We start from the raw sequence: 24,243 nt of genomic DNA on the forward strand, positions 1-24,243 counted from the left end.
GCCGCTATCGCGACCGTCGCTACCAGGTGCCCAGCCGGACCGTCCTGCGCGAGGTGCTCACCCGCGTCGACCCGGATGCGCTCAGCGGCGCCTTGCAACGCTGGAACACCCAGCACGCCAACGACGAGGCACTGGCCATCATCCAGCGCCTGGCACGCAACGTCCGCCTGGTGTTCGATTACCTGGGCATGACCGAAAATTCCCGTCGGCGGCGGGGATGGCCAGCCACGGCGGGCTAGAACGGATTTGCCGTGGGTGGCCGTTAGCCTGATGCGACGCGATGCCCAGTTCCTGATAAAATAGACGTTCATTGGCTCTTGATTCCGGTGCCGTCCCATTGCCTGGTACTCGCAACCAGGCCCGAATGGCACTGACTTAATCTGCGGCGTTGACAAATCAGCGGCTTGGAGACGAATCGCCAAGCAGTCGTTTGAGGGAAAGCGGAATTTTCCGGGGTGTTTCCTGGCGCCCGCCTAGTCCGCAACCGTTTTTCGCTCGCTTCGCCGCATCGCAACCGATTGTTTCTGCGATGCTTGCGGCTTAAGTCAGTGCCATTCCAACCAGGCCCCTAAGTTTTGCCTAGGCCTAGTATCACGCTAACGCAAGATCACGCGCCGCGACCGCAAACGGACCAAGTGGTGCCATAGGCGGCCTTGATCATAATCCCGGCCAGCGGCGTGCGTAGTCAGGGCTTCCAGCCCTGACGGTGTCAGGCCAAGATGGCCTGACTACGCATCCGGCGAGCCCAAGTGGCCGGAATGACGATCAAGGCCTTTCATGATATTTGCTTCTTATGTAATTGTTCTGGACTGTTCCAGGTTGTTAGGGGAACGATGCTTTTATGTTCTCAATGTCGGACCTGGATTCCTCGTTATTTTGCGCCAGGGTTGGGAACGTTTACTCGATCAATTGGCTCCGACAGCCTGAAATGTCCGAAGTCAAACTTATCGCATGCGCGCTAATTCATCTTCCGTCGACTGCTTGATCTGTTCTACCACGACCGCTGTCTCGACCTCACGGAAAATCGGTAGGGTCCAAGGCCTCGTAGCGGAACCGCACGGCGAAGTTGTTGGCCTTGATCGTCGCTCCGGCCACCCCGGGACCGGAGTACAAGGCTTCAGCCTTGGATGGACAGGACCAAGGCTGAAGCCTTGGACTCCACACGATGGCCACTGGCCGGAACGATGATCGAGGCCAAGTTGTTCAGAATGCGCAGTGCATCTGTCTCGCTCGGAACCTGGATCTGATGGTCTGCGCACAGCGCGACGAGGACGGCAAGGTCATGCGTGGGTTCAAATACGACACCATGCACTACAAGGACCGCCTTAATGAATTTCTCGCACGCCTGCTGGGCATGAAAGCCCATGACCTCTTGCGGTGCCTCACCGGCGTCACGCAACAGACATAGTGTGAGGCGATCACGCAGGCCCGCGGCGAGCAGTGACTGTGCCTGCTTGCTATTGGCGCTCATACAATACTTTTCCCTCGCGGGCGGCCCAATAGACGGGTGTCGTCCACCAGTCCCGCTGTTGCTCGAACTCGGCCTCGGTAAACAGCAGTAGATCGACGCCGATCCTCAGATGGTCTAGGGTCTTATGTACGCGCAGATACTCCTGTGGGTAATCGGGTATCTCCTGCTCCACCAACAGCAGGTCCAGGTCCGACCCGTCATCCGCATCCCCGCGGGCATAGGAGCCGAAGAGGATGACCTTGATGGGCGCATGGGCCGCAGCGGCAACGCGCTGAGCGGCCTCGCGGATAGCGGGTTCAGTCAACATGCGGGGGCTCCCTTGACGGCGACCGGGTACAATGCCGGCCACATGAACAGCAAACGCCTAGTCGAACTCATTCTGGTGCTCGTGCTCTGGTATTTCCTCGCCGGAATGGTCCTCGGGCAGGTCCTGCATGTCCTGCCGCCCGGGTACGACCGCGAGGCCTTCTTCCTCGCCGGCGCGGCGCTGCCCTGGTCGCTCCTGTTGCTCGATTTCCTGGCGCCGCCCCGTTCGGCCCTCGGTGGGGTGGTTGAGCAGGTCCTGTTCCTGGTGCTGACCGCGGGGGCTATCGCCGTCAACGCCTGGCTATTGAATCAGGCGGTAGTACAGGCCATGCGCATGATCCGCATCCGCCGCGCCGGGGCGCGGCGGCCCACGCCGCGAGGCGCCCAAGTGCCGGTGGCTAGTTCCGATCGAGCTCCAGATAATCCCAGAACTTGCGCCCGAGGCTCACCTCGCCGGGGGCCGGTTCGTCCGAGATGAAGCGCCCGGCCTTGCGGTTGACGTCCAAGACCCGCTGGGCATCCGCAGCCAGTTTCTGCTCACCCAGTGCCTGGTAAGCCTCCACCAGGACCTCCAATGCCTCCTTGACCGCGCTGGTGCGCTGGAAGTGTTCGATCACATAGTTAGAGCGGTTGGCCGCCGCCACATAGGCCCCACGCTTCATGTAGTAACGGGCCACGTTGACCTCGTTGTGAGCCAGGTTGTTGCGCAGATAGACCATGCGCTGGCGGGCATCGACGGCATACTTGCTATCCGGAAAGCGCTTGACCAGTTCGGAGAAGTCCGCGAAGGCGTCCAAGGCGGAACCGGGGTCGCGCTGCGCGGCGTCGGTGGGGACGTAGCGGTCCATATAGCCGACGCTGCGGTTATAGTTGATGATGCCCTTCATATAGTAGGCGTAGTCAACGTACGGGTTCTGGGGGTACAGCTTGATGAAGCGGTCGGCCGCGGCGAGGGCGGCCTCCGGCTCCTCCGCCCGATAGTTGGCGTAGGCAACGTCGAGTTGCGCCTGCATGGCGTAGCGGCCGAAGGGGTAGCGGGACTCGAGTTTCTCGTAGAGTTCGATGGCCCTTTTGTAGCTGCCCGAGTCCATCTCGGAGGCGGCCTCGGCGTAGAGTTTGGAGGCGCTCCAGCCCTCGGTGTTGTCGTACTCCTTGCCTTTGAACATGGAGCAGCCGCTGAGGGTCCCGATCGAGAACGTAATCAGCAGTAAGGTGGCCAGTCGTGTTAGGGTGCGGCTCATGTCGGCAAGTTACCAAAATTTAAACAGGGCGAGTATACCCGATGGCACGGGGGCGGGTCCCGGCGCCGTGCCGATAGTTGCCGGGGTGCCCATGAATGCCGCACCGGTGGTCCGCGTACAGCGTGCGTTGCGTCTCGACGGTGGGGCGGCCGGTCTACGCCTGGATCAGGCCCTGGCGCTGGCCTGGCCGGAGTTCTCCCGCGGTCGCGTCCAGCAGTGGATCGAGGCAGGGCAGGTCCTGGTGGATGGGGCGGTGCGCCGCTGTCGCGACCGGGTGTGGGGCGGTGAGGCGGTCTCACTCGACGTCGAACTGCGCGGGGATGGCCGGGACGCACCCCAGGCGATCGCGCTCAGGGTGGTGTATGAGGACGACGCGATCCTGGTGATCGACAAACCCGCCGGGCTGGTGGTCCATCCCGCCGCCGGCAATCCGGACGGTACCCTGCTCAACGCCCTGCTGCACCACGCCCCCGGGCTCGCCGCCCTGCCGCGGGCAGGGATCGTGCATCGGCTGGACAAGGACACCAGCGGTCTGCTGGTCGTGGCCAAGACCCTTGCCGCCCATTGCTCACTGGTGGAACAACTCAAAGCGCGTAGCGTCCACCGGGAATATCGAGCACTGGTGGTCGGGGAACTGGTGGCCGGCGGGACGGTGGCGGCGCCCATCGGCCGGCACCCGACCCAGCGCACCCGCATGGCCGTGGTCGCCGGGGGGCGCGCGGCGCTCACCCGTTACCGGGTGCTCGAGCGCTATCCGGGCCACTGTTTACTCGGGGTGGAATTGGATACCGGGCGCACTCACCAGATCCGTGTCCATATGGCCCATGTGCGCCACCCGCTGGTGGGCGACCCGGTCTACGGGGTGCGTCCGCGGCCGCCCAAGGGGTGTACCCCGGCCTTGACCGCGGCCATTCAGGGGTTTGGGCGTCAGGCCCTGCACGCCATCCGCCTCGGACTCGAGCACCCGCACAGCGGGCGGCCGATGGTCTGGGAGGTCCCCATGGCCGCCGATCTCGAGTCGCTGCTCGGGCTCTTTCGACTGGAGCGCGCATGTGCAACTGATCCGACCTGACTGGCCGGCCCCCCCCTGGGTCCAGGCCTGTTGTACCACCCGGTCGGGGGGCGTGAGCACCGGGGTCTGGGCCGGTCTCAACCTGGGGGACCATGTGGGGGATGAGCCGCGGCATGTCGCCCGCAACCGCGCGGCCCTGCGCACCGCCCTGAACCTGCCGGCCGACCCGCTGTGGCTCAATCAGGTCCACGGGTGTACGGTGGCGCAGAGCGCAACGGCGGTCCCCGGCTGCACGGCGGATGCCGCCGTCGCCTGCCGCCCTGGGGCGGTGTGCGCGGTGCTGACCGCCGATTGCCTGCCGCTGCTGATCTGCGACCGACGCGGTCGTCGGGTGGCGGCCGTCCATGCGGGCTGGCGCGGCTTGGCCGCGGGGGTCATCGAGGGTACGCTCAAGGCCCTGGGCGAGTCCCCCGCGGACCTCTTGGTGTGGCTCGGTCCGGCGATCGGTCCGGCTGCCTTCGTGGTGGGGCCCGAGGTGCGCGCCGCCTTCCTCGCGGCTGACCCGGCCGCGATCGGCGCCTTTCAACCCGCCGCTGGCGACCGCTGGTTGGCGGACCTCTTCGCGCTGGCCCGCGCCCGGCTTGCCCAGGCCGGGGTGACGCGGGTTTATGGTGGCGGCGACTGTACCTACTCGGACCCCGAACGTTTTTTCTCCTTCCGTCGCGACGGTGTGACCGGGCGGATGGCGAGCCTGATCTGGTTGGGGGACTCCACGGGGAGCGATTTTTTTGCCTCACGGACCAATCTAACTCCTTGAAATCCACCTTTCCAACCTCTACCGTGCGATAATCGCTCGCCGTTTGCCTGGCGCCCGCGTCAGGGCGCCGAGCGATTCGGGTGGTCCAGCGCCGCACTGGCGGCCGGTGGCCGACCCGTTAAGCACCCGATCACAGGCTGCTTTATCCGTGATGTCGCCGGCCCTATTCAGTCATTTTTATCGAGCATCTAATGAGACCCCGCCTACCCCTGTTCCTGACCGCCGTGGCACTCTGTTTCAGCGCCTGGGTGGCAGGTGCCTCGCCGCGCCAGGTATCGCTCTCCGAGCTGTTTCCCTCCCAGTCGCAGGCCAAGACCGCGATCGTCATCAACAAGGTCCTGGAGCGTTACCACTATCGCAAGGTCACCTTCGACGATGCCTTTGCCCGGTCGGTAATCGACAATTATCTGGAGGCCCTGGACCCCAACCGATCCTTTTTCCTGGCGCGGGATGTGGACCGCTTTCAGGGCGGCGCCCGCCGGCTCAACGACAACCTGCGGCGCGGTGAGTTGGACAGTGCATTCGATATCTTCCGCGTTTACCGGATGCGGGTAGACGAGCGGGTCAAGTACGCCCTGGGTCTGGTCGGGGGCAAGTTCGATTTCACCGTCGATGAAAGCTACGCCTTCGACCGCTCCAAGGCGCCCTGGGCCAAGACCGATGCGGAACTCGATGAGATCTGGCGCCAGCGGGTGAAGAATGACTTCCTGAGCCTGCGCATCGCCGGCAAGGGCGACGACGACATCCGTGAGCGGTTGCGTCAGCGCTACGAGAGCCTGGCCCGACGGATCCAGCAGTTCACCGGTGAAGACGTCTTCCAGACCTTCATGAGTGCCTACACCGAGACCCTGGAGCCGCACACCAGCTATATGTCGCCGGCCACCTCCGAGAACTTCGACATCAGCATGAAGTTGTCGCTGGAGGGGATCGGCGCGGTGCTGCGCTCCGACAACGAATACACGGTCATCCAGCGCACGATTCCCGGCGGACCGGCGCGGGACTCCGGGCAGATCGCCTCCGGCGATCGTATCATCGGCGTGGCCCAGGGCCTGGACGGGAAGTTCGAGGATGTGGTCGGCTGGCGGCTGCAGGACGTGGTCGACAAGATCCGCGGTCCCAAGGGCTCCGTGGTGCGCCTGCAACTGCTGCCCCAGACGGCGAGTCATGAGGGCGCCGCCCGCGAGGTGTCGCTGGTGCGCAACGAGATCAAGTTGGAGGACCAGGCCGCCAAGGAGTCCATCATCACGGACCTGCCCAACGCCCCTGGGCTCAAGATCGGGGTCATCGAACTGCCGGTGTTCTACCGTGACTTCGACGCCGAGACCAAGGGTAAACGCGACTTCAAGAGCACCACCCGTGACGTGCGGCAACTGCTCAATAAGCTGGTCGCGCAGGGGGTCGACGGCGTCGTCATCGATCTGCGCGGCAACGGCGGCGGCTCCTTGGCCGAGGCCACCTCGCTTACCGGGCTCTTCATCGACACCGGGCCGGTGGTCCAGGTCAAGGACAGCTTCGGCAAGGTCGAAGTGGAGCGCGATACCGACCCTGGTGTGGCCTACTCCGGGCCCCTGGCGGTACTGGTGGACCGCGACAGTGCCTCCGCTTCCGAGATCTTCGCCGGCGCCATCCAGGACTATGGCCGGGGACTGGTGATCGGTGAGACGACCTTCGGCAAGGGTACGGTGCAGACCCTGGTGGATCTGAACCGCTATGTGCCCGGGGACCAGACCGATTTGGGTCGCTTGCGTCTCACCATGGCCGCGTTCTTCCGTATCAGCGGGGGCAGCACCCAGCTGAAGGGCGTAGAGCCGGACGTGGCCTTTCCGGCGACCGACGATTCCGGTGAGCACGGCGAGCGCTCGCTGCACAATCCGCTGCCCTGGGCGCGTATCGACGCGGCCGGCTATCGGCACGCCCAGGTCCCGGACGCGGCCGCGCTCACCCGGCAGTCGGCCCAGCGGATCGGCCAAGACCCGGGCTTCCAGATGCTTGAGCGGCGCAACCAGGTGCTGCGCGAGATCAAGGACGAGACCCGGGTCTCGCTACGCGAGGCCGACCGCCGCGCCGAGGACAAGCATCGGCGGACCCTGTTCGAGGACGAGAAGGACCGCTTCCTGCGTGCCCGCGGTATCACCCCGGTGAAGGAGGACGCCGATCAGGTCGACGAGGATGCACTTGACGCGCAGCGCGATGCGATCGCCCGCATCCAGGTGGAAGAGGCCGCGCGGGTGCTCGCCGACGGCATCCAACTGGAGAGTGCCAGCCGACCCAAGGCCGCCATGCGCAACTGAATTTTGGCCCGCTGGGCCAAAATTCAGTTTGTGTAAGATAGGGCGCTCGTGACACCGCTGCGCGGTGTCACGCATGGGTCGGGCGCTCTGCGCGTCGCAGCGATGATCAAGGCCCCGGTCGCTCACCCGTGGCCACCAAAACAAGGACCGCACCTTGAATGCTTCCTCTGCTACTCTGCTTCGGCGGCTGCGCGCGCTGGAGCGTGCCGCGCCTTCTAATGACTTGGCGCAGGCCCTCAAGGACAGCCGCATCGGGCTCGAAAAGGAATCGCTGCGGGTCTCCCCGACCGGGCGACTCGCCACCACCCCGCACCCGGCGGGGCTGGGCTCGCCCCTGACCCACCCACACATCACCACAGATTTCTCCGAGGCACTCATCGAGCTGGTGACCCCGGCCCTGGGAGACTGCGCGGCGGTGCTCGACTTTCTTGCCGACATCCACACCCTGGTCTATCGCCACCTGGGTGACGACCTACTCTGGGGCACGAGCATGCCCTGTGTATTGGACGGCGCGCGCACTATCCCGCTGGCGCGCTACGGAACCTCCAACGCGGCGACCATGAAAACGGTGTACCGCCGCGGCCTGGGTAACCGCTATGGGCGCACCATGCAGTTGATTGCGGGGATCCATTTTAATTTCTCCTTCGGCGACCGCTTTTGGCGCCTGTATCGGGACCAGGAAGGCGATCGCGGCGACCTTGGTTCATTCCGCTCCGAGTCTTATATGGCCATGATCCGCAACCTGTTGCGGCTCGGCTGGTTGGTCCCTTATCTTTTCGGCGCCTCGCCGACGGTGTGTCGCAGCTTTGTCCAGGGACGCGACACCGATCTGGCCCCACTCGATGCCAATACGCTGTATTACCCCTATGCCACCTCGCTACGCATGGGTGACATCGGTTATCAGAACCAGCAAGAGCAGGGCACCGGCCTCAAGGCCAATTATGACAGCTTGGATGCCTATATTCGCAGTCTCACCTGGGCGATCGAGACCGCCTGTCCGCAATACGAACGGATTGGGGTCAAGGTGGGTAACCGCTATGAGCAGCTCAATGCCTCGGTCTTGCAGATCGAGAACGAATACTACAGCACGGTGAGGCCCAAGCAGATCATCGACTGGCTGGAGAAGCCGAGCCTGGCCCTGCGTCGCCGCGGTATCCGCTATGTCGAATTGCGCTCGGTCGATATCAATCTCTTCGAGTCCCTCGGGGTGGGCACGGAGCAACTGCTGTTCCTGGAGACCCTGATGCTCTATTGTCTGCTCAGCGACAGCCCGCGTATCAGCCCGGCGGAGCGACGTGCCATCGACGACAATCAGGTTCGCACCGCCCACCGCGGGCGCGAACCCGGGCTCACACTCAACCGCGACGGGGCGCCGCTTGAGCTGCGCCGCTGGGCGACGCAGACCCTGGAGGCTATGGCCCCGGTGGCGGAATTGCTGGATGGTGCCGCGGACGGTCCCCGCACCCAAAGCCTGCGGCGCCAGCGCAATAAGGCGGTCGACCCGGACTGCACGCCCTCCGCTCTTATGTTGGCCGAATTACGTGCCACCGGCGAGTCGTTTTTCGCACTGGCCGAGCGCTACTCCAGCGCCCATCGGGAGCGCCTGCGCACCCGCACCCTGTCCCCCGAGCGCGAGGTCCTGTTTGACGAGCTTGCGGCCGACTCCAACCGCCGCCGCGCGGCGATCGAGGCCGCCGACGATCTGGATTTCGACACCTTCCTGGCACGCTACTTCGCCCAGGGGCGTGCCGTCGATTAACCTGAAGAGCGCAGTTAAGCCTCAAATCAACGCAAAAAACGCAAAATAAAAGAGTGGGTTACTTACGTTTCGCCGAGCCGGCTCGACTCGCCCGTCGGGTGGGCTGCCTGCTTAAGCGATCGACATACAACTTCTTGAACCTATTTGCGTTCATTTGCGTTCATTTGCGTACAATGAATACCCGCAGGATCAAGCCTCGGCGATCCGGTCGTAATAGCGCGCCCGGTAGATGAGCCGTGGCGCCGGGCCATCGGTGAAGGCGGTGCGGGTGTGCAGGACGTTGTTGCAGATCAGTCCCCAGCCGGACTCCAGGCGGCCTTCGAGGTGCCAGGGGCTGGGTGTATTCAGAACGTTCTTGAGGCAGTCCACCGCCGCTTGGGTCAGCGGGTCGTCCCGCCAGTGGCAATGGCGGGCGCGGTTGGTGTAGCGCATATGCAGGTGTCCGTGCGCACTCACCGAGAAGACCGGGCCCGTTTGCTCCGGGCGCAGTTCGCCGCCGCCATCGCCCGGGTTGGCGGGGATGGTCATGCAGTGGGGGTGCATCAGTGCGGTAATGAACGCCGGGGCCTGGTCGCGAACCAGGCAATAGGCGACTTCATGGTCCAGCAAGGCGTTGGCGCCGCCCGCGGCGGCCGGGTGGACGCAGTGCAGCAGCAGGCCCCGGACCTGCCGCTCGGGCGTGTTGTAATAGCCGTCGGTGTGCCAGGCGATGGGGCGATTGGTGTAGGGGATATAGCCGGCATGGCCCGCGTCCGTCTGGACCTTGAGTGAGGTGATGGCATCGGCATCCGCGCCGCGATTGTGGTCCAGGCGGTGCAGTCCGAAGCGGGCACCGAGTGCGGCCGGGATCGACTTGTCCGGGTCGTCGCCGCTGGCGCCGACATAGATCGCCATGTTGGCGCGGCGGCAGCGGTCCAGTAGGGCCTGGTATTCGGCGGCGGTCAGGCGGTGCGGGTCCCCGACCTCGACGATCAACTCATCCACGCGGGTCGGGGCGCCGGTCAGGCGGGCGTCGCGCCAGCGTTGGTAGGCGTCGATGTCAGTGAGATCGAATGGATTGCCCGGCGCCGTGCCGGCGGGACTTGACTGAGGTTTCATCATGGCTGTACCACCGTCGCCTTGCGTTCCAATTTGGCCCAACCGACCACCACGCCGCGCAGTGAGGCGAGCGTCGCCTTGATGGCCACGTAATACATCAATTGGCGGTAAAAGAAGCGTTGCCACACCAGCCAGACCAGCAGCCACTTGTTCTCCTTGGGCTCCAGGGCGAAGGCGAGCGCGGCGGCGAGGAAGTCCACCGCCAGGAACAGGGCATAATAGAAGGCGACCCGCCACAGTGCGTCCGGCGAATACTGGTCCGGGTGCTGGGCGTGGTCGAAGGCGGCCAGCAGCAACGAGCCGATCAGCACGAAATCCATGATCGGGGAGACCAAGGGAAACAGGACCTGGAAGACGAGCACATTGGGTAATGCGACGAAGCCCAAGGCCCCATAGCGCCGACGGAATAAGACATCGCGATGCTTCCAGCTCGCCTGCATGGTGCCAAACATCCAGCGGTAGCGCTGGCGGATGAATCCGCGCACGGTGTCCGGGGCCTCGGTGAGCGCCACCGCCTCGTCCTCATAGACGATCGCATAGCCCAGACGGCGGATGCTCAGGGTGAGGTCGGTGTCCTCCGCCAGGGTCTCGTGGTTGAAACCGCCGGCCGTGAGGATCAGGTCGCGCCGCCAGGCCCCCACCGCGCCGGGGACCACACTGACACAATTGAGCACGTCGAAGGCCCGCCGGTCGAGGTTCTGACTGGTGATGTACTCCAGGGCCTGCCAGCGCGTCATCAGATTGGTGCGATTGCCGACCTTGGCGTTGCCCGCCACGGCGCCCACCCGTGGGTCGGCGAGGTGGCGGACCAGCTTGCTGATGGTGTCGCGGGCAAAGACGGTGTCGGCGTCCATCGCCACGATGATCTCGGCCTGGGTCTGGGCGATGCCGAAGTTGAGCGCCGCCGGCTTGCCGGCATTGGGCTCGGTGAAGACCCGCACGCGCGGGTCGTCGGCGAAGGTGTCGCGGGCCACCCTAAAGGTGGCGTCGGGGGAGCCGTCGTCGACCACGATGATCTCAAAGCGGCTGGGGTGGTCGCTGGCCAGCAGCGAGGTGATGGTCTGCACTATCACCTTCTCCTCGTTGAAGGCCGGCACCACCACCGCGACCATCGGCGCATAGTCCGGATCGAACGCCTGGCCGCGGCGCCGGTAGCGCTGGTAGACCGCCAGCACGCCGATGAACAGCAGGCGTGCGACCCCCAAACCGATGCCGAGCATGAACAGCCACTGGATGGCCGTCGCCGCGAGGTTGATGAAGCCGAAGGCGGCCCAGTCGGTCCAGGTCTGCCAACGGCTCTCCGCCGGCACCACCGGCATGATCTGGTCGCGGGTCTGCCCCAGCAGTTGGGCCACCGAGACGAAGGTGAAGCCCCGTTCGCGCAGCGCCGCGATCAGCTTGGGCAGGGCGGCAATGGTCTGGGTGCGGTCGCCGCCCGCGTCGTGCAGCAGGACGATATTGCCCTCCCCGGACTCGGCCGCCGCCACGCTCCGGCGCACGATCTCATCCACCCCCGGGCGCTGCCAGTCGTCGGGGTCGATCTGCATCCCCACCGTCACATAGCCCAACTTACTCGCCAGTTCGATGGGTCGGACCTGGTCCGGGGTCTCAGGTTCCGCGTCGACCGCATAGGGCGGGCGGAACAGAAGCGATTGGCGACCCACCGCGCTCGCCAGCAGGCGCTGGGTGGCGGTCAGTTCCATCTGGAATTGGGTGGGCGAAATGGCCGCGATATTGGGATGGGTGAAGGTATGGATGCCAATCTCGTGGCCCTCCCGCACCTCGCGCCGCAGCAGGTCGGGGTGCATCTCGCCATTGGTGCCGATGATGAAAAAGGTGCCAGGGACTTGCTCCTTCGCCAGTATATCCAGGATCCGCGGCGTCCACACCGGGTCCGGGCCGTCGTCGAAGGTGAGCGACACCTGGTGGTCCACGGCGCCGTGGCGGGTGATGACATAGGGCGAGGGGAAGGTGGTGTAGTGCTCCTTGCTGATGAGCTTGCGCTTGGGGTCGAAGGTGAGTTCGCGCTCTCCGGGCTGGGGTTGAGCGGTGATCTGCAGGATCTCCCCCTTGCCTTCATAGTCCAGGTCGTAACCGAAGCGCATGTCTCTGAGTTGGGACGCCATGTCGGCATCCAGTGGTGCGTCCTTGCCGAAGAACTTCCACAGGGTCGGGTCCTCGCTGCCCAGCCGCCACAGTGCGTAACCGCGGGCCCCTAATGCGCGGACCACCTGGAGTTGGTCGAAGGCGGTGACTGCGTCCAGCATCCAGACGTGGTGGATGCGATTCTCATCGTCGGCATAGTCGAAGGTCGGATTCAGCGAGGCCGGGTCCAGGCGGATGTTGCCCTCGGACTCGCGGGCGGTGAGTACCGCCTCCTCGAAGGTGCGCTCCTCCGCCGGTTGTCCCTTGGGCCAGTCGTAGGCATAGCCGCCGATGCCGACGATGGTCTTGTCCGCCGGCAGGTCGCGGGCGTGCTCGCGAAGCACCTTGGCGAACCAGGACAGGCTGGCGATGGGGCCCGGGGCGCCGGTGGACCAGTGCTCGTCGTAGGCCATGAGGATGACCAAGTCGACGCTGGCGGCGATCTTCTTGTAATCGAAGGACGCGTCGCTGGCGGGGACATTGACCGATACCGTCAGGCCTTGCGGCTTAAAGGCGGAAGAGAATTCGGCCAGCAGACTGTAATAGCCCGCGTGGGACTTGGCCGGGAGGTTCTCGAAGTCGACGCTGATCCCGGCGTAGCCGTGGCCCTGCACGAATGACAACACCTGCGCGACCACCCGGGCGCGCGCCTTGGGATCGCCCAGCATCCGCCCGAGCTTGGTCCCCTCCCATTCGGTCCCGCTCCAATTATTGATCAACGGCACGATGGCCACCTCGGGGCGGTGTGCGCGGATATAGGCGGTGGCTGCCGCGGTGCGTTCCGGGTCGTTCTCGCGCAGGGTCCCATCGGCCTCCTTGAGGTGCAGCCACTCGCCGATGACCATATCCAGGTTGCTCAGGTTTTCCTTGAGCGAGAGTGTGCTGGTGTCGTCCCAATTGACGAAGAAGCCGATGGCCAGCGGATGCCCGGCCGCCGCGCTACGCGCTCGGGGCCGGGCGAGGGTCAGTTGCAGGCCGCGCTCGCGCTCCTTTAAGAGCTTGGTCTTGGCCTCGCTCAGGGCATGTTCCTGCCGGGTCTCCGGGTGGGTGGCGGCGGGCGCGGCGATCGTCGGCAGGGCGTGGGCACCGTGGGGGAGGAAACTCACCCCCGGCAGTGCCAGCGTCGGCAGCGCCGGGCTGAGCAGGATGCTGACCACCAAGGCGCCGAGCAGGACCGACAGGACCAGCCACAGGAACAGCATCCCGAAGCGCAGGCGCGGCCAGCGCTTGCGCTCGGGGTCGAAAAAAACGGGATGGGTCGGCTGCTCGCTCATCTTAATGGTCCGTCATTCAGGCCGGTGTGATCTCCAACAGGACCTCGTCCGGGTTTACCGCGTCCCCCTTGATGACGAAGACCGCGCTCACGGTGCCGGCGATGGGGGCCTGGATTTCGGTCTCCATCTTCATCGCCTCGGCCACCAGGACCGGCTGACCGGCCGCGACGCTGTCGCCCTCCTTCACCAGCACATCGACGATGTTCCCCGGCATGGAGGTCGTGACATGGCCAGGTGCGCTGGGCTTCGGTCGCCGGCCGACGATCGCCTTCTTCACCGCCCCCTCCACCCCGCCGGTCAGTACCAGTTCATCCAGGGTTTCGACCACGACCTCCTCGGGCACGCTGTCGATCTCCAGATAGAAATGCCGGTCCGCCTGGCCCTTGGGGCCGACGCCGGTGACCTTGATGTGGTAGGTCTCGCCATGGACCGCCACGTTGAACTCGGTGGGTGCGGTGCCGGTTGTCCCGGCGCCGGCAGGCGGGACCAGCGTCTCCGGTTGCAGAGTGCCGGCCGCCCGGTGTTCCAGGAAGGCGCGCCCGACATCCGGGAACATGGCAAAGGTGAGCACGTCCTCTTCCGAGTGTGCCAGCGGCCCGATGTCATGGGTGAGACGCTCCAACTCGGGTTTCAGCAGGTCCGCGGGTCGGCACTCGACCACCTCCTCGTTGCCGATCGCCTGTTGTTGCAGGGTCGGATTGACCGGCCCCGGGGCGCGGCCATAGCGGCCCTGGAGATAGAGTTTCACCTCGTTGGTGATGGTCTGGTAGCGCTTGTCGGTGAGTACATTGATGACCGCCTGGGTGCCGACGATCTGGGAGGTCGGGGTCACCAGCGGGGGAAAGCCCAGGTCCTTGCGTACCCGTGGGATCTCCTCCAGCACGGCGGACATCCGCTCCAGTGCGTTCTGCTCTTTTAATTGGTTGGCCAGGTTGGAGATCATGCCGCCCGGCACCTGATTGACCTGGACCCGGGTGTCGACACCGGTAAAATCGCTCTCGAACTGGTGATAGCGCTTGCGCACTTGATAGAAATAGATACCGATCTGTTGGATCGCCTCTAGATCGAGCCCCGTGTCGTAGGCGGTGCCGCGCAGGGCCGCCACCATGCTCTCGGTCGGCGGGTGAGAGGTCCCGCCGGCCATGGACGAGATGGCGGTATCAATCGTATCGCAGCCGTTTTCGATGGCCTTGAGGTGACACATATCCGCCAGCCCGGAGGTGGCGTGCGAGTGCAGGTGCAGCGGCAGGTCCACCGCGTCCTTCAAGGCCTTGACCAGTTCGGCGGTGACATAGGGTGTGAGGAGTCCAGCCATATCCTTGAGGGCCAGCGAGTCGCAGCCCATCTGCGCCAATTCCTTGGCCAAGCCGACGAAGGCGGCAATGTCATGGACCCGGCTTTGGGTATAGCAGATCGTGCCTTGGGCGTGCTTACCCGCGGCCTTGGTGGCATCGATAGAGGTCTTCAGGTTGCGCGGGTCATTGAGTGCATCGAAGATGCGAAAGACATCCATACCGTTGGCCGCGGCGCGGGTGACAAAGGCGCGCACTACGTCATCTGAATAATGGCGATAGCCCAACAGGTTCTGCCCCCGCAGGAGCATCTGCAGCCGGGTCTTGGGCAGGGCCTCGCGCAGCTTCGCCAGGCGCTCCCAGGGGTCTTCCTTCAGGAACCGCACGCAGGCGTCGAAGGTCGCCCCGCCCCAGCACTCCAGCGACCAATAGCCGATGGCGTCGAGTTGCGGACAGATCGGCAGCATGTCCTCCAGGCGCAGGCGGGTGGCAAACAGCGACTGATGGGCGTCACGCAGGACGACCTCGGTGATATTGATCTTCGGCATGGTGTGAACCTCTAATTCGTATCAGTCCGCAAATGAACGCAAATGAACGCCAATGGGAAAGAAACTCTTGGCGCTGGGTGGAGCTTGCATGATGGCACGCCGTAATCCAGCCTCCCGATCTTCATTCTTCCAAATTTGCGTTCATTGGCGTTCATTTGCGGACAATAATCTTTGTTGCGACCCGCGACAGTGGGCTACAGCCCAGCATGGGCCGCGATGGCGGCGGCCAGGGCGGCGGCGATGTCCTCTCTGCGGCGCTTGTCCGAATAGGTCAGGAGCTCCGGGTGGGCGTCCAGAAAACCGGTGTTGAAGCGTCCGGAGCGGAACTCGGGATGGCGCAGGATTTCCTGGTAGAAGGGGATCGTGGTCTTGATTCCGAACACGCCCATATCCTTCAGCGCGCGGGCGCCGCGGTTGAGTAAGTCGTCCCAGGACAGGGTCCAGACGACCACCTTGGCGAGCATCGAGTCGTAATAGGGCGGGATCGTATAGCCGGTATAGATACAGGTGTCGGTGCGGACCCCAGGCCCGCCCGGGGCATAATAGCGAGAGATGCGGCCGAAGCTCGGCAGGAAGTTGTTCTTGGGGTCCTCCGCATTGACGCGGAACTGCATGGCAAAGCCGCGGCGGCTCACCTCGTGCTGCTTGAAACGCAATGGCAACCCGGCGGCCACGCGGATTTGCTCCTCCACCAGGTCGACCCCGGTGATGGTCTCGGTGATGGTGTGCTCCACCTGGATGCGGGTGTTCATCTCCATGAAATAAAAGCGGCCGTCGGTGTCCTGCAAGAATTCCACCGTGCCGGCATTGGTATAGCCGACCGAGCGCGCCGCCAGCACGGCAAGTCCGCCCACATACTGGCGCTCGGCCTCGTCGATCTGGGGGGAGGGGGCGATCTCGATCAGTTTCTGGTTGCGGCGCTGGATCGAGCAGTCACGCTCAAAGAGGTGGATGCAGTTGCCGTGATGGTCGCCCAGGACCTGGACCTCGATGTGGCGCGGGTTCAGCACACATTTTTCCAGGAAGACCTCAGCCCGCCCGAAGGCCTTGGTCGCCTCCGAGATGACCCGTTCAAAATTGTGGCGCAGGGCCTCACCGTCGTCGCAGCGGCGGATGCCCCGCCCGCCGCCGCCGGAGGTGGCCTTGAGCATGACCGGGTAGCCAATCTGCCCGGCCACCCGCAGGGCCTCGTCCAGGTTCTCCAGGTTGCCGACGCTGCCCGGGGTGATCGGCACCCCCGCCTTCTGCATGGCGAAGCGCGCCTGGGTCTTATCGCCCATGCGCGCGATCACCTCCGCGCTGGGACCGATGAAGACGATGCCGCGCCGCGCGCAGGCGAGGGCGAGTTCCGGGTTCTCCGAGAGGAAACCATAGCCGGGATGGATGGCATCGCAACCGGTGGACAGGGCGAGGTTGACGATATTGTGTACGTTGAGATAGCCGGCCAGCGGGTCGCTGCCCAGGCTGTAGGCCTCGTCGGCCTTCTTGACGTGCAGCGAGAAACGGTCGGCCTCGGAATAGATGGCGGCCGAGCGGATGCCCATCTCGGCACAGGCGCGGATCACGCGCACCGCAATCTCGCCGCGGTTGGCGATCAGGATCTTTCGCAGCATCATGGGGGATTCTCGGGGCTATCAAGGGGCGGCGCAGCAGACCGGGCGTCGGGTGGCCTGCCCAATTTTGTTGCTATGCAGCAATATACCGGACCCGGTGGAATCTGCAAGCCTTCGCGGAAAGCTGACGGCGAACGGCGCTTTCCAGGATAATTGCCGCTTGACCGGCAACTGAAACTGAAGGTGCATGATGGACAGCGGACACTACACTCACCTGTTACTGGCGGTGGATTTCGATCCGAGCGGTGCGCCCGTGATCGCGCGCGCCGGGCAGTTGCGCACCCTGTTCGGGGCGCGACTCACCTTGCTGCACGTGCTGGAGCATGTGAGCGCGGCCCAGGAATACCTGCCGCTGGGCTTTGGCGGGGACCTGCCAGTCCCGGACGACTTGGGTTTGGAGCAGGAGCTGCTGGACATCGCCCAGCACCAGTTGGACGTCGTGGGAGATGCCTTGGGGGTCGCGGCCGGGGATCGGCTGGTGCGGGTCGGTCCGCCCGGCCATACCATCGATGCGGTCGCCGCCGAGGTCGGGGCCGACCTGGTGATCGTCGGCAGCCATGGTCAGCATGGCTTCCTCGGGCTGTTCGGTTCCACCGCCAAGGCCGTGTTGCGTAGTCTCAAATGCGATGTGCTATGCGTGAAGCTGGCTGAGGCGAGCGACGTCTAAATGCCGCGGGAGCGCCCACCCTCGGCGACGCCGAGGGTGGTTGATGCCCGCTTATTTGATCATCGGCGCGCTGTCCTTCAGCACCGCATCAGTGTCCGCACCTTCGGCCTTCTGGAGGTCGGCGCCCTCCTTGCCGGCCTCGGCCGCCGCTGCCTTATCGACCGCCTCGGCCTTCTCTGCTGCCTCGACGGCCTTCTCGTCCGCCTTGATGGCCGCCTTGCGGTCAGCCTTGTTCGCCGGGTGGGCCACCGACTTGGCATCCGCGTCCGCCGCCGCCTTCATCGCCGCGTCCTTCGCCTCGTCGGCCGCAGTCACGGCCTTCTGGTCTGCCGCAACGGCGCGCACATCGGCCTTTTCGGTGGCCTTGTCGGCGGCGGCTGCCTTGTCCGCGGGGCTGGCGGTTTCCGCGCACACGGCGGCGGAGAGTGCGATGGCGGCCGCGGCAGCGGAGGTCAGGATGAGTTGCTTCATTGACATGCGGTGTTTCTCCAGGGTTGATGTAGCAGGGCCGTGGGCCCGTCATAACGCCGATCGACGCGGGCCTCGAGCGGTCCTCGGGTCCTTGACGATCAGCAGAAATCGCGTGCGCGGAACGCAAAAAGTTCAATCTGGTGTTCGTTTCGGGGCTGCACAGCCCTCGCCACGATCTTCGCCCGAGTCTGCGATCCGTGCCTGACATTTCGCGACATCGCCGCCACCGATGTTGCCCTCAGGTATAGAAATAACGCACCGTATGAAAGAACACCGGGGCGGCAAAACACAATGAATCGATCCGGTCCAGCACCCCGCCGTGCCCCTCGATCAGGGTGCCGAAGTCCTTCACCCCGCGGTCGCGCTTGATCGCCGACATGACGAGCCCCCCGGCGAAACCGACCACGCAGACCAACAGGGCGATGCCGCCCGCCGCCGCCGGGCTGAATGGCGTCACCCACCAGAGCGCGGCCCCGATCAGGCTGGCGGTGGCGATGCCGCCGACAGTGCCCTCCCAGGTTTTGTTGGGGCTCAACTTGGGGACGATGCGATGTTTCCCCAAGGTTTTGCCGAAGACATACTGGAGCACGTCGCTCAGTTGCACCACGACGATCAGATAGAGCAGGAGCTTGGCCCCCTGACCCTGGTAGCCCGGGATCTGGAGCATCAGGAGCGCCGGGGCGTGGCTCACGCAGTAGACGGCGATCATCAGCCCCCACTGTATGGTGGCGGTGCGGGCCAGGAAGTCCTCGGTGTCGCCGGCCAGCGCGCTGCGCACCGGGATGAACAGAAAGGCATAGACCGGGATGAAGATGACGAAGAGCCCATACCACTGGATGCCCACCAGCAGGTATTGCGCCGGTGCGAAGATGAAGAAGGCCCAGAACAGGGTGCGGTGATCGGCCCGGTGGGTGGGGGTGAGGGTGATGAATTCCCGCAGGGCAAAAAAGGACGTCAGGGCAAACAGGATCACCGACCCCAGGCCGCCGGTGGCGAGCGCCGCCACGAACACCGCCGTCATCACCCACCAGGAGCGGATGCGGGCATTGAGGTTCGCGACCACCAGGCGCGCCTGCTCATCCCGCACGCGCCGGGCCAGCACCCAGCCGATGGCGCTGCTCAGTGCCAGCAGGCCGCCGATGCCGCCGAGCAGGAGGAGCATCTGCGGGTCAGTGAGTAAGTTCATCCCAGGCTCCGGTCATTGCTCACGCCAAGGCGCCAAGACGCCAAGCACAGATCGAGGGTGTTCGTACACTCCCCGTCACCCGCTGCGTGCGCTGTCCGCCGCGGATAGCGCATTGAAATTCGTTGGCGAGCTTGGCGCCTTGGCGTGAGAACGGTCTTTTCCCGCGTCATGTGGGTTCTCCCAGGGCGATCAAGGCCGCCCGGGCGCGTTGCAGGAAGGCGTGGCGATCCTCGCCCGCGGCCAGGGTGAGCGGTGCGCCGAAGGTGGCACTGCCCAGCAGCGGCACCGGCAGCACCTCGCCCTTGGGCAGGATGCGGCTCAGATCCTGGAGATACACCGGCACCAGTTCGACCCCGGGCCTTTGATGGGCGATGAAATAGAGCCCCGGCTTCAAGTCGCCGATGCTGGTGCCGTCGCCCCGGGTGCCCTCGGGGAAGATGATCAATGAGTCGCCCGCCGCGAGCGCCTGGTCGATCCGGTGCAGCGCCTCGCGGCTGCCGCTGCCCGTGGAGCGGTCCACCAGCAGGGCGTTCAGGACCTCGCAGGCGAGCCAGCGGCGCAGCCCCGGTCGGTCCCAATAGTCCGCGGCGGCCACGGGGCGGGTGCGGGCGCGCAGCGGGGCGGGCAGGGCGGCCCAGATTACCAGGGTGTCCAGGTGGCTGCTGTGATTGGCGTAATAGACCCGCTGCGCGCTGGTCGGGGCCGAGCCGACCCAGCGTGCCCGCACCCCGGTGATCAGCCGGGTCAGAAAGGCGAGTAGCCTGGCCGCGACCGGCGCCGCGGTCATCGTGCCTCCAGCGCGGCCAGGATCGCCCGGGTGCGGCGCACGGCGGTCACGCTGGCGCCGATGACGATCATGATGAGCGCCAGCATCAGCACCACCCCGTCCAGCCCCCAGGGGGCGAGGAGTGCGGCGGTGATGAGCGCGATGGTCATCGCCGCCATCCGGTGCGGCTTGGCCATCGGCCCCGCGAAACTCTGGGGCAGGCCGAGCGTACCGCCGAGCGCCCGGATATAGGCCGTGAGCAGGGCCAGCAGTCCCGCCGTCCAGGCCAGTTCCGGCCCCCAGGCGAGACCGCAGGCATAGCCGGCCGGGACGATCAGCAGCGGATCGGCGAGCCGGTCCGGGACCTCGTTGAAGACATCCCCGGAACGCGAGCCCAGTCCCCCTTCCACCGCGACCATGCCGTCGAGCAGGTTGCACAGCAGCCGCAATTGGATGCAGACGGCGGCGGCCAGATAGAGCCAGAAGCGTACCCCCGGGGGCGCGGCCGGCGACGCGAGCATGGCGATGGCCCCCAGCGCGGCAAAGCCCAGGCTCGCAAGTGAGATATGGTTGGGTGCCACCCGCCGCGCCACGAGCCAATGGGCGAGCCCCCGCGCCCAAGCGGTGTCGCGGGTCTTGAGTGGCCGGCGGGCGGGTGGGGTGGCTGACATCGGCGGGGTCTCGGTGGGCGAGGCGCGGTTCAGCACACATAGGCACGCGCGACCTTACAAACAATACCAGTCACCTCGGAAAATGAAGGTCCCCGTGGGAGCGGCATCCGGCCGCGATGCGACGCCGCGATCACTGCGGCAACCGGCGAGCTTCCGTCGCGGCCGGAGGCCGCTCCCACGGGGTACTCGCGTTCCAATGGGTAACGCCTGGCGGCCGTCCGCAACGGATGTAGCGATTCCCCTCCCGCTTTCATCGTGCTTTAATCGCCCTGCCCGGATCGACCTCTGTCCCCTTAAGCCAAACCAAGGACCGAATCGCCATGGCCGCCCCCGAACTCGTATTGCGCTTCCCCGGCCCCGCCCAGGTCAGTGTTGCCTACGGCGGCAACGACTCCGGCCAGTTCGCATTCACCAACCCGGTCACCGACAAGGACCGCAACGACATCCGCTGGTATGTGGAGACCTACGGCGCCCAGTCGCTGGCCGACCCGGATGACGATGAGGCGCGGCGCATCCAGGCGCGGCTGCCGGAGATCGGCAAGGCGTTGTTCAACCCCGTCTTTTCCGACAACCGCGCCGCCGGGCGATTGTTCAACCGCTATCAGGACGCCGATGGGGAGCACCGTGTACTCACCATCGACACCGAGAGCGCCGCCATCCTCTCGTTACCCTGGGAACTGCTGCACGACCCCACCGGCGTCTACCTGTTCCGTGAGCGTCCTCACATCAGCGTGCGGCGGCGCATCTCCGGGGCCACCGGCGGGCGCAGCCCCTTTGCGCTCCAGCCCAAGCGCCAACTGCACCTGCTCTTCGTAATCAGCCGACCCGCGGACGCCGGCTTCATCGACCCCCGCACCGACCCCCGCGCCGTGCTCGATGCGCTGGAGACCCATGCCCCTGGCCGGGTCACCTGGGAGTTCCTGCGCCCTGCCACCCTCAACGCTCTGCACGATCGGTTGAACGACGACACCAGACCTTCCCTCGACATCCTACACTTCGACGGCCACGGCGCCTTCCACCGTGTTTCGGAGCAGGACGTGGTGCGCGGCATCGGCTACCTGCTGTTCGAGCGGGACGATGGCAAGAGCCACCTCGTCTCCGCCCAGGACCTCGGAGACAATTTGTTTGGCGCTAAAGTGGGCTTGGTGGTGCTCTCCGCCTGCCAGACCGCCGCTCTGGACCAGGAGGGCGACCCCATGGCATCGGTCGCCGGGCGGCTCACCGCCACCGGCATCCCGGCGATACTCGCCATGACTCACTCGGTGCTGGTAGCCACCACCACGGCCCTCTTCGGCAACTTCTACAAGAGCCTGGCCAAGGGGCGGGGCATCGCCAGCGCACTGGACGACGCCCGCGCCTGGCTTGCCAACAACCCGGAGAAGTTCGAGGTGCGGCGGGACGATGGCCCCCGCATGCTCGAACTCCAGGACTGGTTCCTGCCCGCCCTGTTCCATGCCGGCGCGGACGCCCCGCTCCTGACCGGTGAGGCCGCGCCCGCCGCCGCCCCGCCGCTCACCCACAACCTGCGCCCCGCTCACGAGGCCGGCTTCTTCGGTCGGCGCCGGGAGCTGTGGCAGATAGAGCGTTGGTTCGCCGCCGAGACCCGGCGCCTCTCCATCACCGGTTTTGGCGGTCAGGGCAAGACCGAACTGGCCCAAGAGGCCGGGCGTTGGCTACTGCGCACCGGCCTGTTCGAGCGCGCCGTCTTCGTCGACTTCAGTCAGGTCCGCTGCGACGACCCGCTGGCCGTGGCCGTCAGCACCATCGGGATCGTTCTGGACAAAACCCTTGCCGATGCGGTTGAAGCCGGTCGAGCACTTGAGATTGCACCGACCCTGGTCATCCTCGACAACCTGGAGGCCCTCGTCCCCCAAGGTCTAAGGGATTTGCTGGACGCAGCCTCCGACTGGTCTGAACAGGGCCAGACCCGGCTGCTGCTCACCAGCCGCATCCCCGACCTCGATCATCCCGCCTACCGCATCAAGATGACCCGCGTGCACCGCCGCATCGCCTTGGAGGGGCTGGGCTCGGCTGCCTACCCGGAGGACGCACTGGACTGGTTCGCCGCACTATCCCGCCTGCCGGGGGCGGACGAGGATCTGGCGGTCAAACCTCCTAAGCGCGAGGAGCTGATCGAGCTGTTCGACCGGGTCGCTTTCCACCCGCTCTCCATCGCCGTCCTTGCCCAGCAGTTGCGTACCCGCACCGCCAGTGAGGTCGGCGAGCGCCTGACTGCGCTGCTGGACGACCAGGCCGACTCCGGGATCGCGAGCCCCGGCACTCCGCCCAGCCTGATCGCCTCGGTGCGGCTCTCACTGGATCGGCTGAGCGATACCCAGCGCCAGATCCTGGGCCGGCTGGGGGTTCTTCAGGGTGGGGCCATGGAAGACAACCTGCTTGCGATCACTGGCCTGGTCGAGTGGCGACAGGACGGTGGCCCGTCGAACAGCGAAGGCACTTGGCCTGGGTTGCGCCGCCAACTGGAGACCGCCGCCCTGAGTGAGGTAGAGCGCATTCCCAGCGTTGATCAGCTCTTCCTGCGCTTCCACCCCACACTGACCCCCTTGCTCTGGGCCGGGCTTGGCGGTGAGGAGCAGGCCCGCCTCACCTTGGCTCATCAGCGGTGCTATCAAGCCCTTGCTAACCATCTCTACCTCAATGATCACACAAGTCCCGACCAGGTTCGGGCCATCGCGTGGCGCGAGCTGCCCAACTTGCTGTACGCGGTAGACCAGGCACTCGCGGCGGGGGACGAGAGCGCGGTGGAGTTCGTAAATTCGGTCAACCTATTTCTCAACTTTTTCGGCCGGACCCGCGAGGCCGCGGCACTCGGCCGCCGTGCGGAGCAGGCCGGCAGTGCGGTGGGTTCAGATGCCTGGTACCTGGCGCAGTCCAACCGAGGCGAGCAACTGCTCGGGGCGGGGCAGGCGACCAAGGCCGCCGAGTGTTTCGAAGTCATACTGCGGACCTTGGGTGAGGCACCCACCTATCAGCTTGCCATGACGCTCAGTCGCCTGGGCCGCTGCTACGCAGACGGCGGCCGCCACGACATCGCTGAGGCCCATTACCGTCGGGGGATCAAGGTCACGGAATCGTTGGAACAGCAAGAGATCGTCAAACGACAGAATGGACTATTGCAGACAGATCTTGGCGATGTGTTGACGGCTCAAGGCAGGTTCAGTGAGGCCCGAACGGTCTACGCGATCAGCCTCGGAATAGTCCGTGAGATCAAAGATATCCGAAGCGAAGCGGTGGTCCTGGGGCAACTCGGCAGCGTGGCGATGCATGTGGGCAACCTGGTTGATGCAGTGCGGCGTTACCAAGACGGCCTCGCGCTGTTCAAGCAGCTCAAGGAGCCAGCTTCGGAGGCAGTGTTTGAGAACTTGCTTGGAGTAGCCTTCCGGCAGATGCGAGACTGGAATCAGGCCGAGCGGCACTTAAGGAATTCAGCTGACCTAAGGGAACGAGTCGGCGACCTTGCGGGGGCCGCTAAGACTTGGAACAACCTAGCAGGCTGTCGGACTTAGTGATGCAACCGATTGAATGCAAAGAGTTTCCTCTTTTGCGCCAAAAAGTCGTTTTCCTGTTTAATCAATCGGTTACGCCATCAAGTCC

19 protein-coding genes are annotated in these 24,243 nt (G+C 65.2%); 8 read left to right on the top strand and 11 right to left on the bottom strand.

Annotation, left to right across the window (positions count from 1 at the left end; genetic code table 11):
* Nucleotides 1-239: hypothetical protein (locus QZX93_RS22920; protein ID WP_295389846.1), on the top strand; the 239-nt coding region annotated here is incomplete at its 5' end.
* 878 nt (nt 240-1,117) lie between these two features.
* Here the strand turns inward: QZX93_RS22920 and QZX93_RS22925 are convergent.
* Both QZX93_RS22925 and QZX93_RS22930 read right to left on the bottom strand, forming a co-directional pair.
* Nucleotides 1,118-1,471 carry a HEPN domain-containing protein gene (locus tag QZX93_RS22925; RefSeq protein WP_295389847.1) on the bottom strand — a complete coding sequence of 118 codons (354 nt, stop codon included), beginning with the start codon at nt 1,469-1,471 and terminating at the stop codon, nt 1,118-1,120.
* The gene (locus QZX93_RS22930; protein WP_295389849.1) at nt 1,458-1,778 is read right to left on the bottom strand and encodes a nucleotidyltransferase domain-containing protein; all 321 of its coding nucleotides are present in this window, start codon (nt 1,776-1,778) and stop codon (nt 1,458-1,460) included. The genes QZX93_RS22925 and QZX93_RS22930 overlap by 14 nt, the downstream gene beginning before the upstream one ends.
* Nucleotides 1,779-1,820: 42 nt before the next feature.
* Here QZX93_RS22930 and QZX93_RS22935 point away from each other — a divergent pair, with 42 nt between their 5' ends.
* Nucleotides 1,821-2,255, top strand: a complete 435-nt coding sequence (locus QZX93_RS22935; protein WP_295389851.1) for a hypothetical protein — start codon at nt 1,821-1,823, stop codon at nt 2,253-2,255.
* On the opposite strand, the gene QZX93_RS22940 is transcribed toward QZX93_RS22935, so the two are convergent.
* Entirely contained in the window at nt 2,176-3,018 is an 843-nt protein-coding gene (locus QZX93_RS22940; protein WP_295389853.1) for an outer membrane protein assembly factor BamD, read from the bottom strand. The two genes, QZX93_RS22935 and QZX93_RS22940, sit on opposite strands and share 80 nt — an antisense overlap.
* A 91-nt stretch (nt 3,019-3,109) precedes the next feature.
* On the opposite strand from QZX93_RS22940, the gene rluD reads away from it, so the two are divergent.
* The 4 genes from rluD to gshA all read left to right on the top strand — a co-directional run bounded on the left by rluD (nt 3,110) and on the right by gshA (nt 8,897).
* Entirely contained in the window at nt 3,110-4,090 is a 981-nt protein-coding gene (gene rluD, locus QZX93_RS22945) for a 23S rRNA pseudouridine(1911/1915/1917) synthase RluD (RefSeq protein WP_295389855.1), read from the top strand.
* Nucleotides 4,071-4,847, top strand: coding sequence for a peptidoglycan editing factor PgeF (gene pgeF, locus QZX93_RS22950; protein ID WP_295389857.1), 777 nt, complete (start codon nt 4,071-4,073; stop codon nt 4,845-4,847). Before rluD ends, pgeF begins: the two co-directional genes overlap by 20 nt.
* 191 nt (nt 4,848-5,038) lie before the next feature.
* The gene (locus tag QZX93_RS22955) at nt 5,039-7,138 is read left to right on the top strand and encodes a carboxy terminal-processing peptidase (RefSeq protein ID WP_295389858.1); all 2,100 of its coding nucleotides are present in this window, start codon (nt 5,039-5,041) and stop codon (nt 7,136-7,138) included.
* 154 nt (nt 7,139-7,292) lie between these two features.
* A complete protein-coding gene (gshA, locus tag QZX93_RS22960) occupies nt 7,293-8,897 on the top strand; it encodes a glutamate--cysteine ligase (RefSeq protein ID WP_295389860.1) in 1,605 nt (534 codons plus the stop codon).
* A 189-nt stretch (nt 8,898-9,086) separates the two neighbouring features.
* Here the strand turns inward: gshA and QZX93_RS22965 are convergent, their stop codons facing one another.
* The 4 genes from QZX93_RS22965 to QZX93_RS22980 form a co-directional block, all read right to left on the bottom strand.
* Nucleotides 9,087-9,995 carry a TauD/TfdA family dioxygenase gene (locus tag QZX93_RS22965; protein WP_295389902.1) on the bottom strand — a complete coding sequence of 303 codons (909 nt, stop codon included), beginning with the start codon at nt 9,993-9,995 and terminating at the stop codon, nt 9,087-9,089.
* Entirely contained in the window at nt 9,995-13,414 is a 3,420-nt protein-coding gene (locus QZX93_RS22970) for a glycosyltransferase (protein WP_295389862.1), read from the bottom strand. The genes QZX93_RS22965 and QZX93_RS22970 overlap by 1 nt, the downstream gene beginning before the upstream one ends.
* 16 nt (nt 13,415-13,430) lie before the next feature.
* On the bottom strand, nt 13,431-15,254 hold the full coding sequence (oadA, locus tag QZX93_RS22975) for a sodium-extruding oxaloacetate decarboxylase subunit alpha (RefSeq protein ID WP_295389864.1): 1,824 nt from the start codon (nt 15,252-15,254) through the stop codon (nt 13,431-13,433).
* 194 nt (nt 15,255-15,448) lie between these two features.
* The gene (locus QZX93_RS22980) at nt 15,449-16,867 is read right to left on the bottom strand and encodes an acetyl-CoA carboxylase biotin carboxylase subunit (RefSeq protein ID WP_295389904.1); all 1,419 of its coding nucleotides are present in this window, start codon (nt 16,865-16,867) and stop codon (nt 15,449-15,451) included.
* A 187-nt stretch (nt 16,868-17,054) separates the two neighbouring features.
* Here QZX93_RS22980 and QZX93_RS22985 point away from each other — a divergent pair, with 187 nt between their 5' ends.
* Nucleotides 17,055-17,534 carry a universal stress protein gene (locus QZX93_RS22985; protein WP_366761049.1) on the top strand — a complete coding sequence of 160 codons (480 nt, stop codon included), beginning with the start codon at nt 17,055-17,057 and terminating at the stop codon, nt 17,532-17,534.
* A gap of 51 nt (nt 17,535-17,585) precedes the next feature.
* Here QZX93_RS22985 and QZX93_RS22990 read toward each other — a convergent pair whose 3' ends face one another.
* The 4 genes from QZX93_RS22990 to QZX93_RS23005 form a co-directional block, all read right to left on the bottom strand.
* Nucleotides 17,586-18,011, bottom strand: a complete 426-nt coding sequence (locus tag QZX93_RS22990; protein ID WP_295389866.1) for a hypothetical protein — start codon at nt 18,009-18,011, stop codon at nt 17,586-17,588.
* Between the two features lie 232 nt (nt 18,012-18,243).
* Nucleotides 18,244-19,191, bottom strand: coding sequence for a phosphatidate cytidylyltransferase (locus QZX93_RS22995; protein ID WP_295389868.1), 948 nt, complete (start codon nt 19,189-19,191; stop codon nt 18,244-18,246).
* Between the two features lie 166 nt (nt 19,192-19,357).
* The gene (locus tag QZX93_RS23000) at nt 19,358-19,978 is read right to left on the bottom strand and encodes a lysophospholipid acyltransferase family protein (protein WP_295389870.1); all 621 of its coding nucleotides are present in this window, start codon (nt 19,976-19,978) and stop codon (nt 19,358-19,360) included.
* Nucleotides 19,975-20,628 (bottom strand): CDP-alcohol phosphatidyltransferase family protein, encoded by a 654-nt coding sequence (locus QZX93_RS23005; RefSeq protein ID WP_295389872.1) that lies wholly within the window; start codon nt 20,626-20,628, stop codon nt 19,975-19,977. The genes QZX93_RS23000 and QZX93_RS23005 overlap by 4 nt, the downstream gene beginning before the upstream one ends.
* Nucleotides 20,629-20,948: 320 nt before the next feature.
* Here QZX93_RS23005 and QZX93_RS23010 point away from each other — a divergent pair, with 320 nt between their 5' ends.
* Nucleotides 20,949-24,155, top strand: a complete 3,207-nt coding sequence (locus QZX93_RS23010; RefSeq protein WP_295389874.1) for a CHAT domain-containing protein — start codon at nt 20,949-20,951, stop codon at nt 24,153-24,155.
* Nucleotides 24,156-24,243 lie beyond the last annotated feature (88 nt).

It is taken from the genome of uncultured Thiodictyon sp., from assembly GCF_903946935.1.
In the GTDB taxonomy this organism is placed as follows: Bacteria; Pseudomonadota; Gammaproteobacteria; order Chromatiales; family Chromatiaceae; genus Thiodictyon.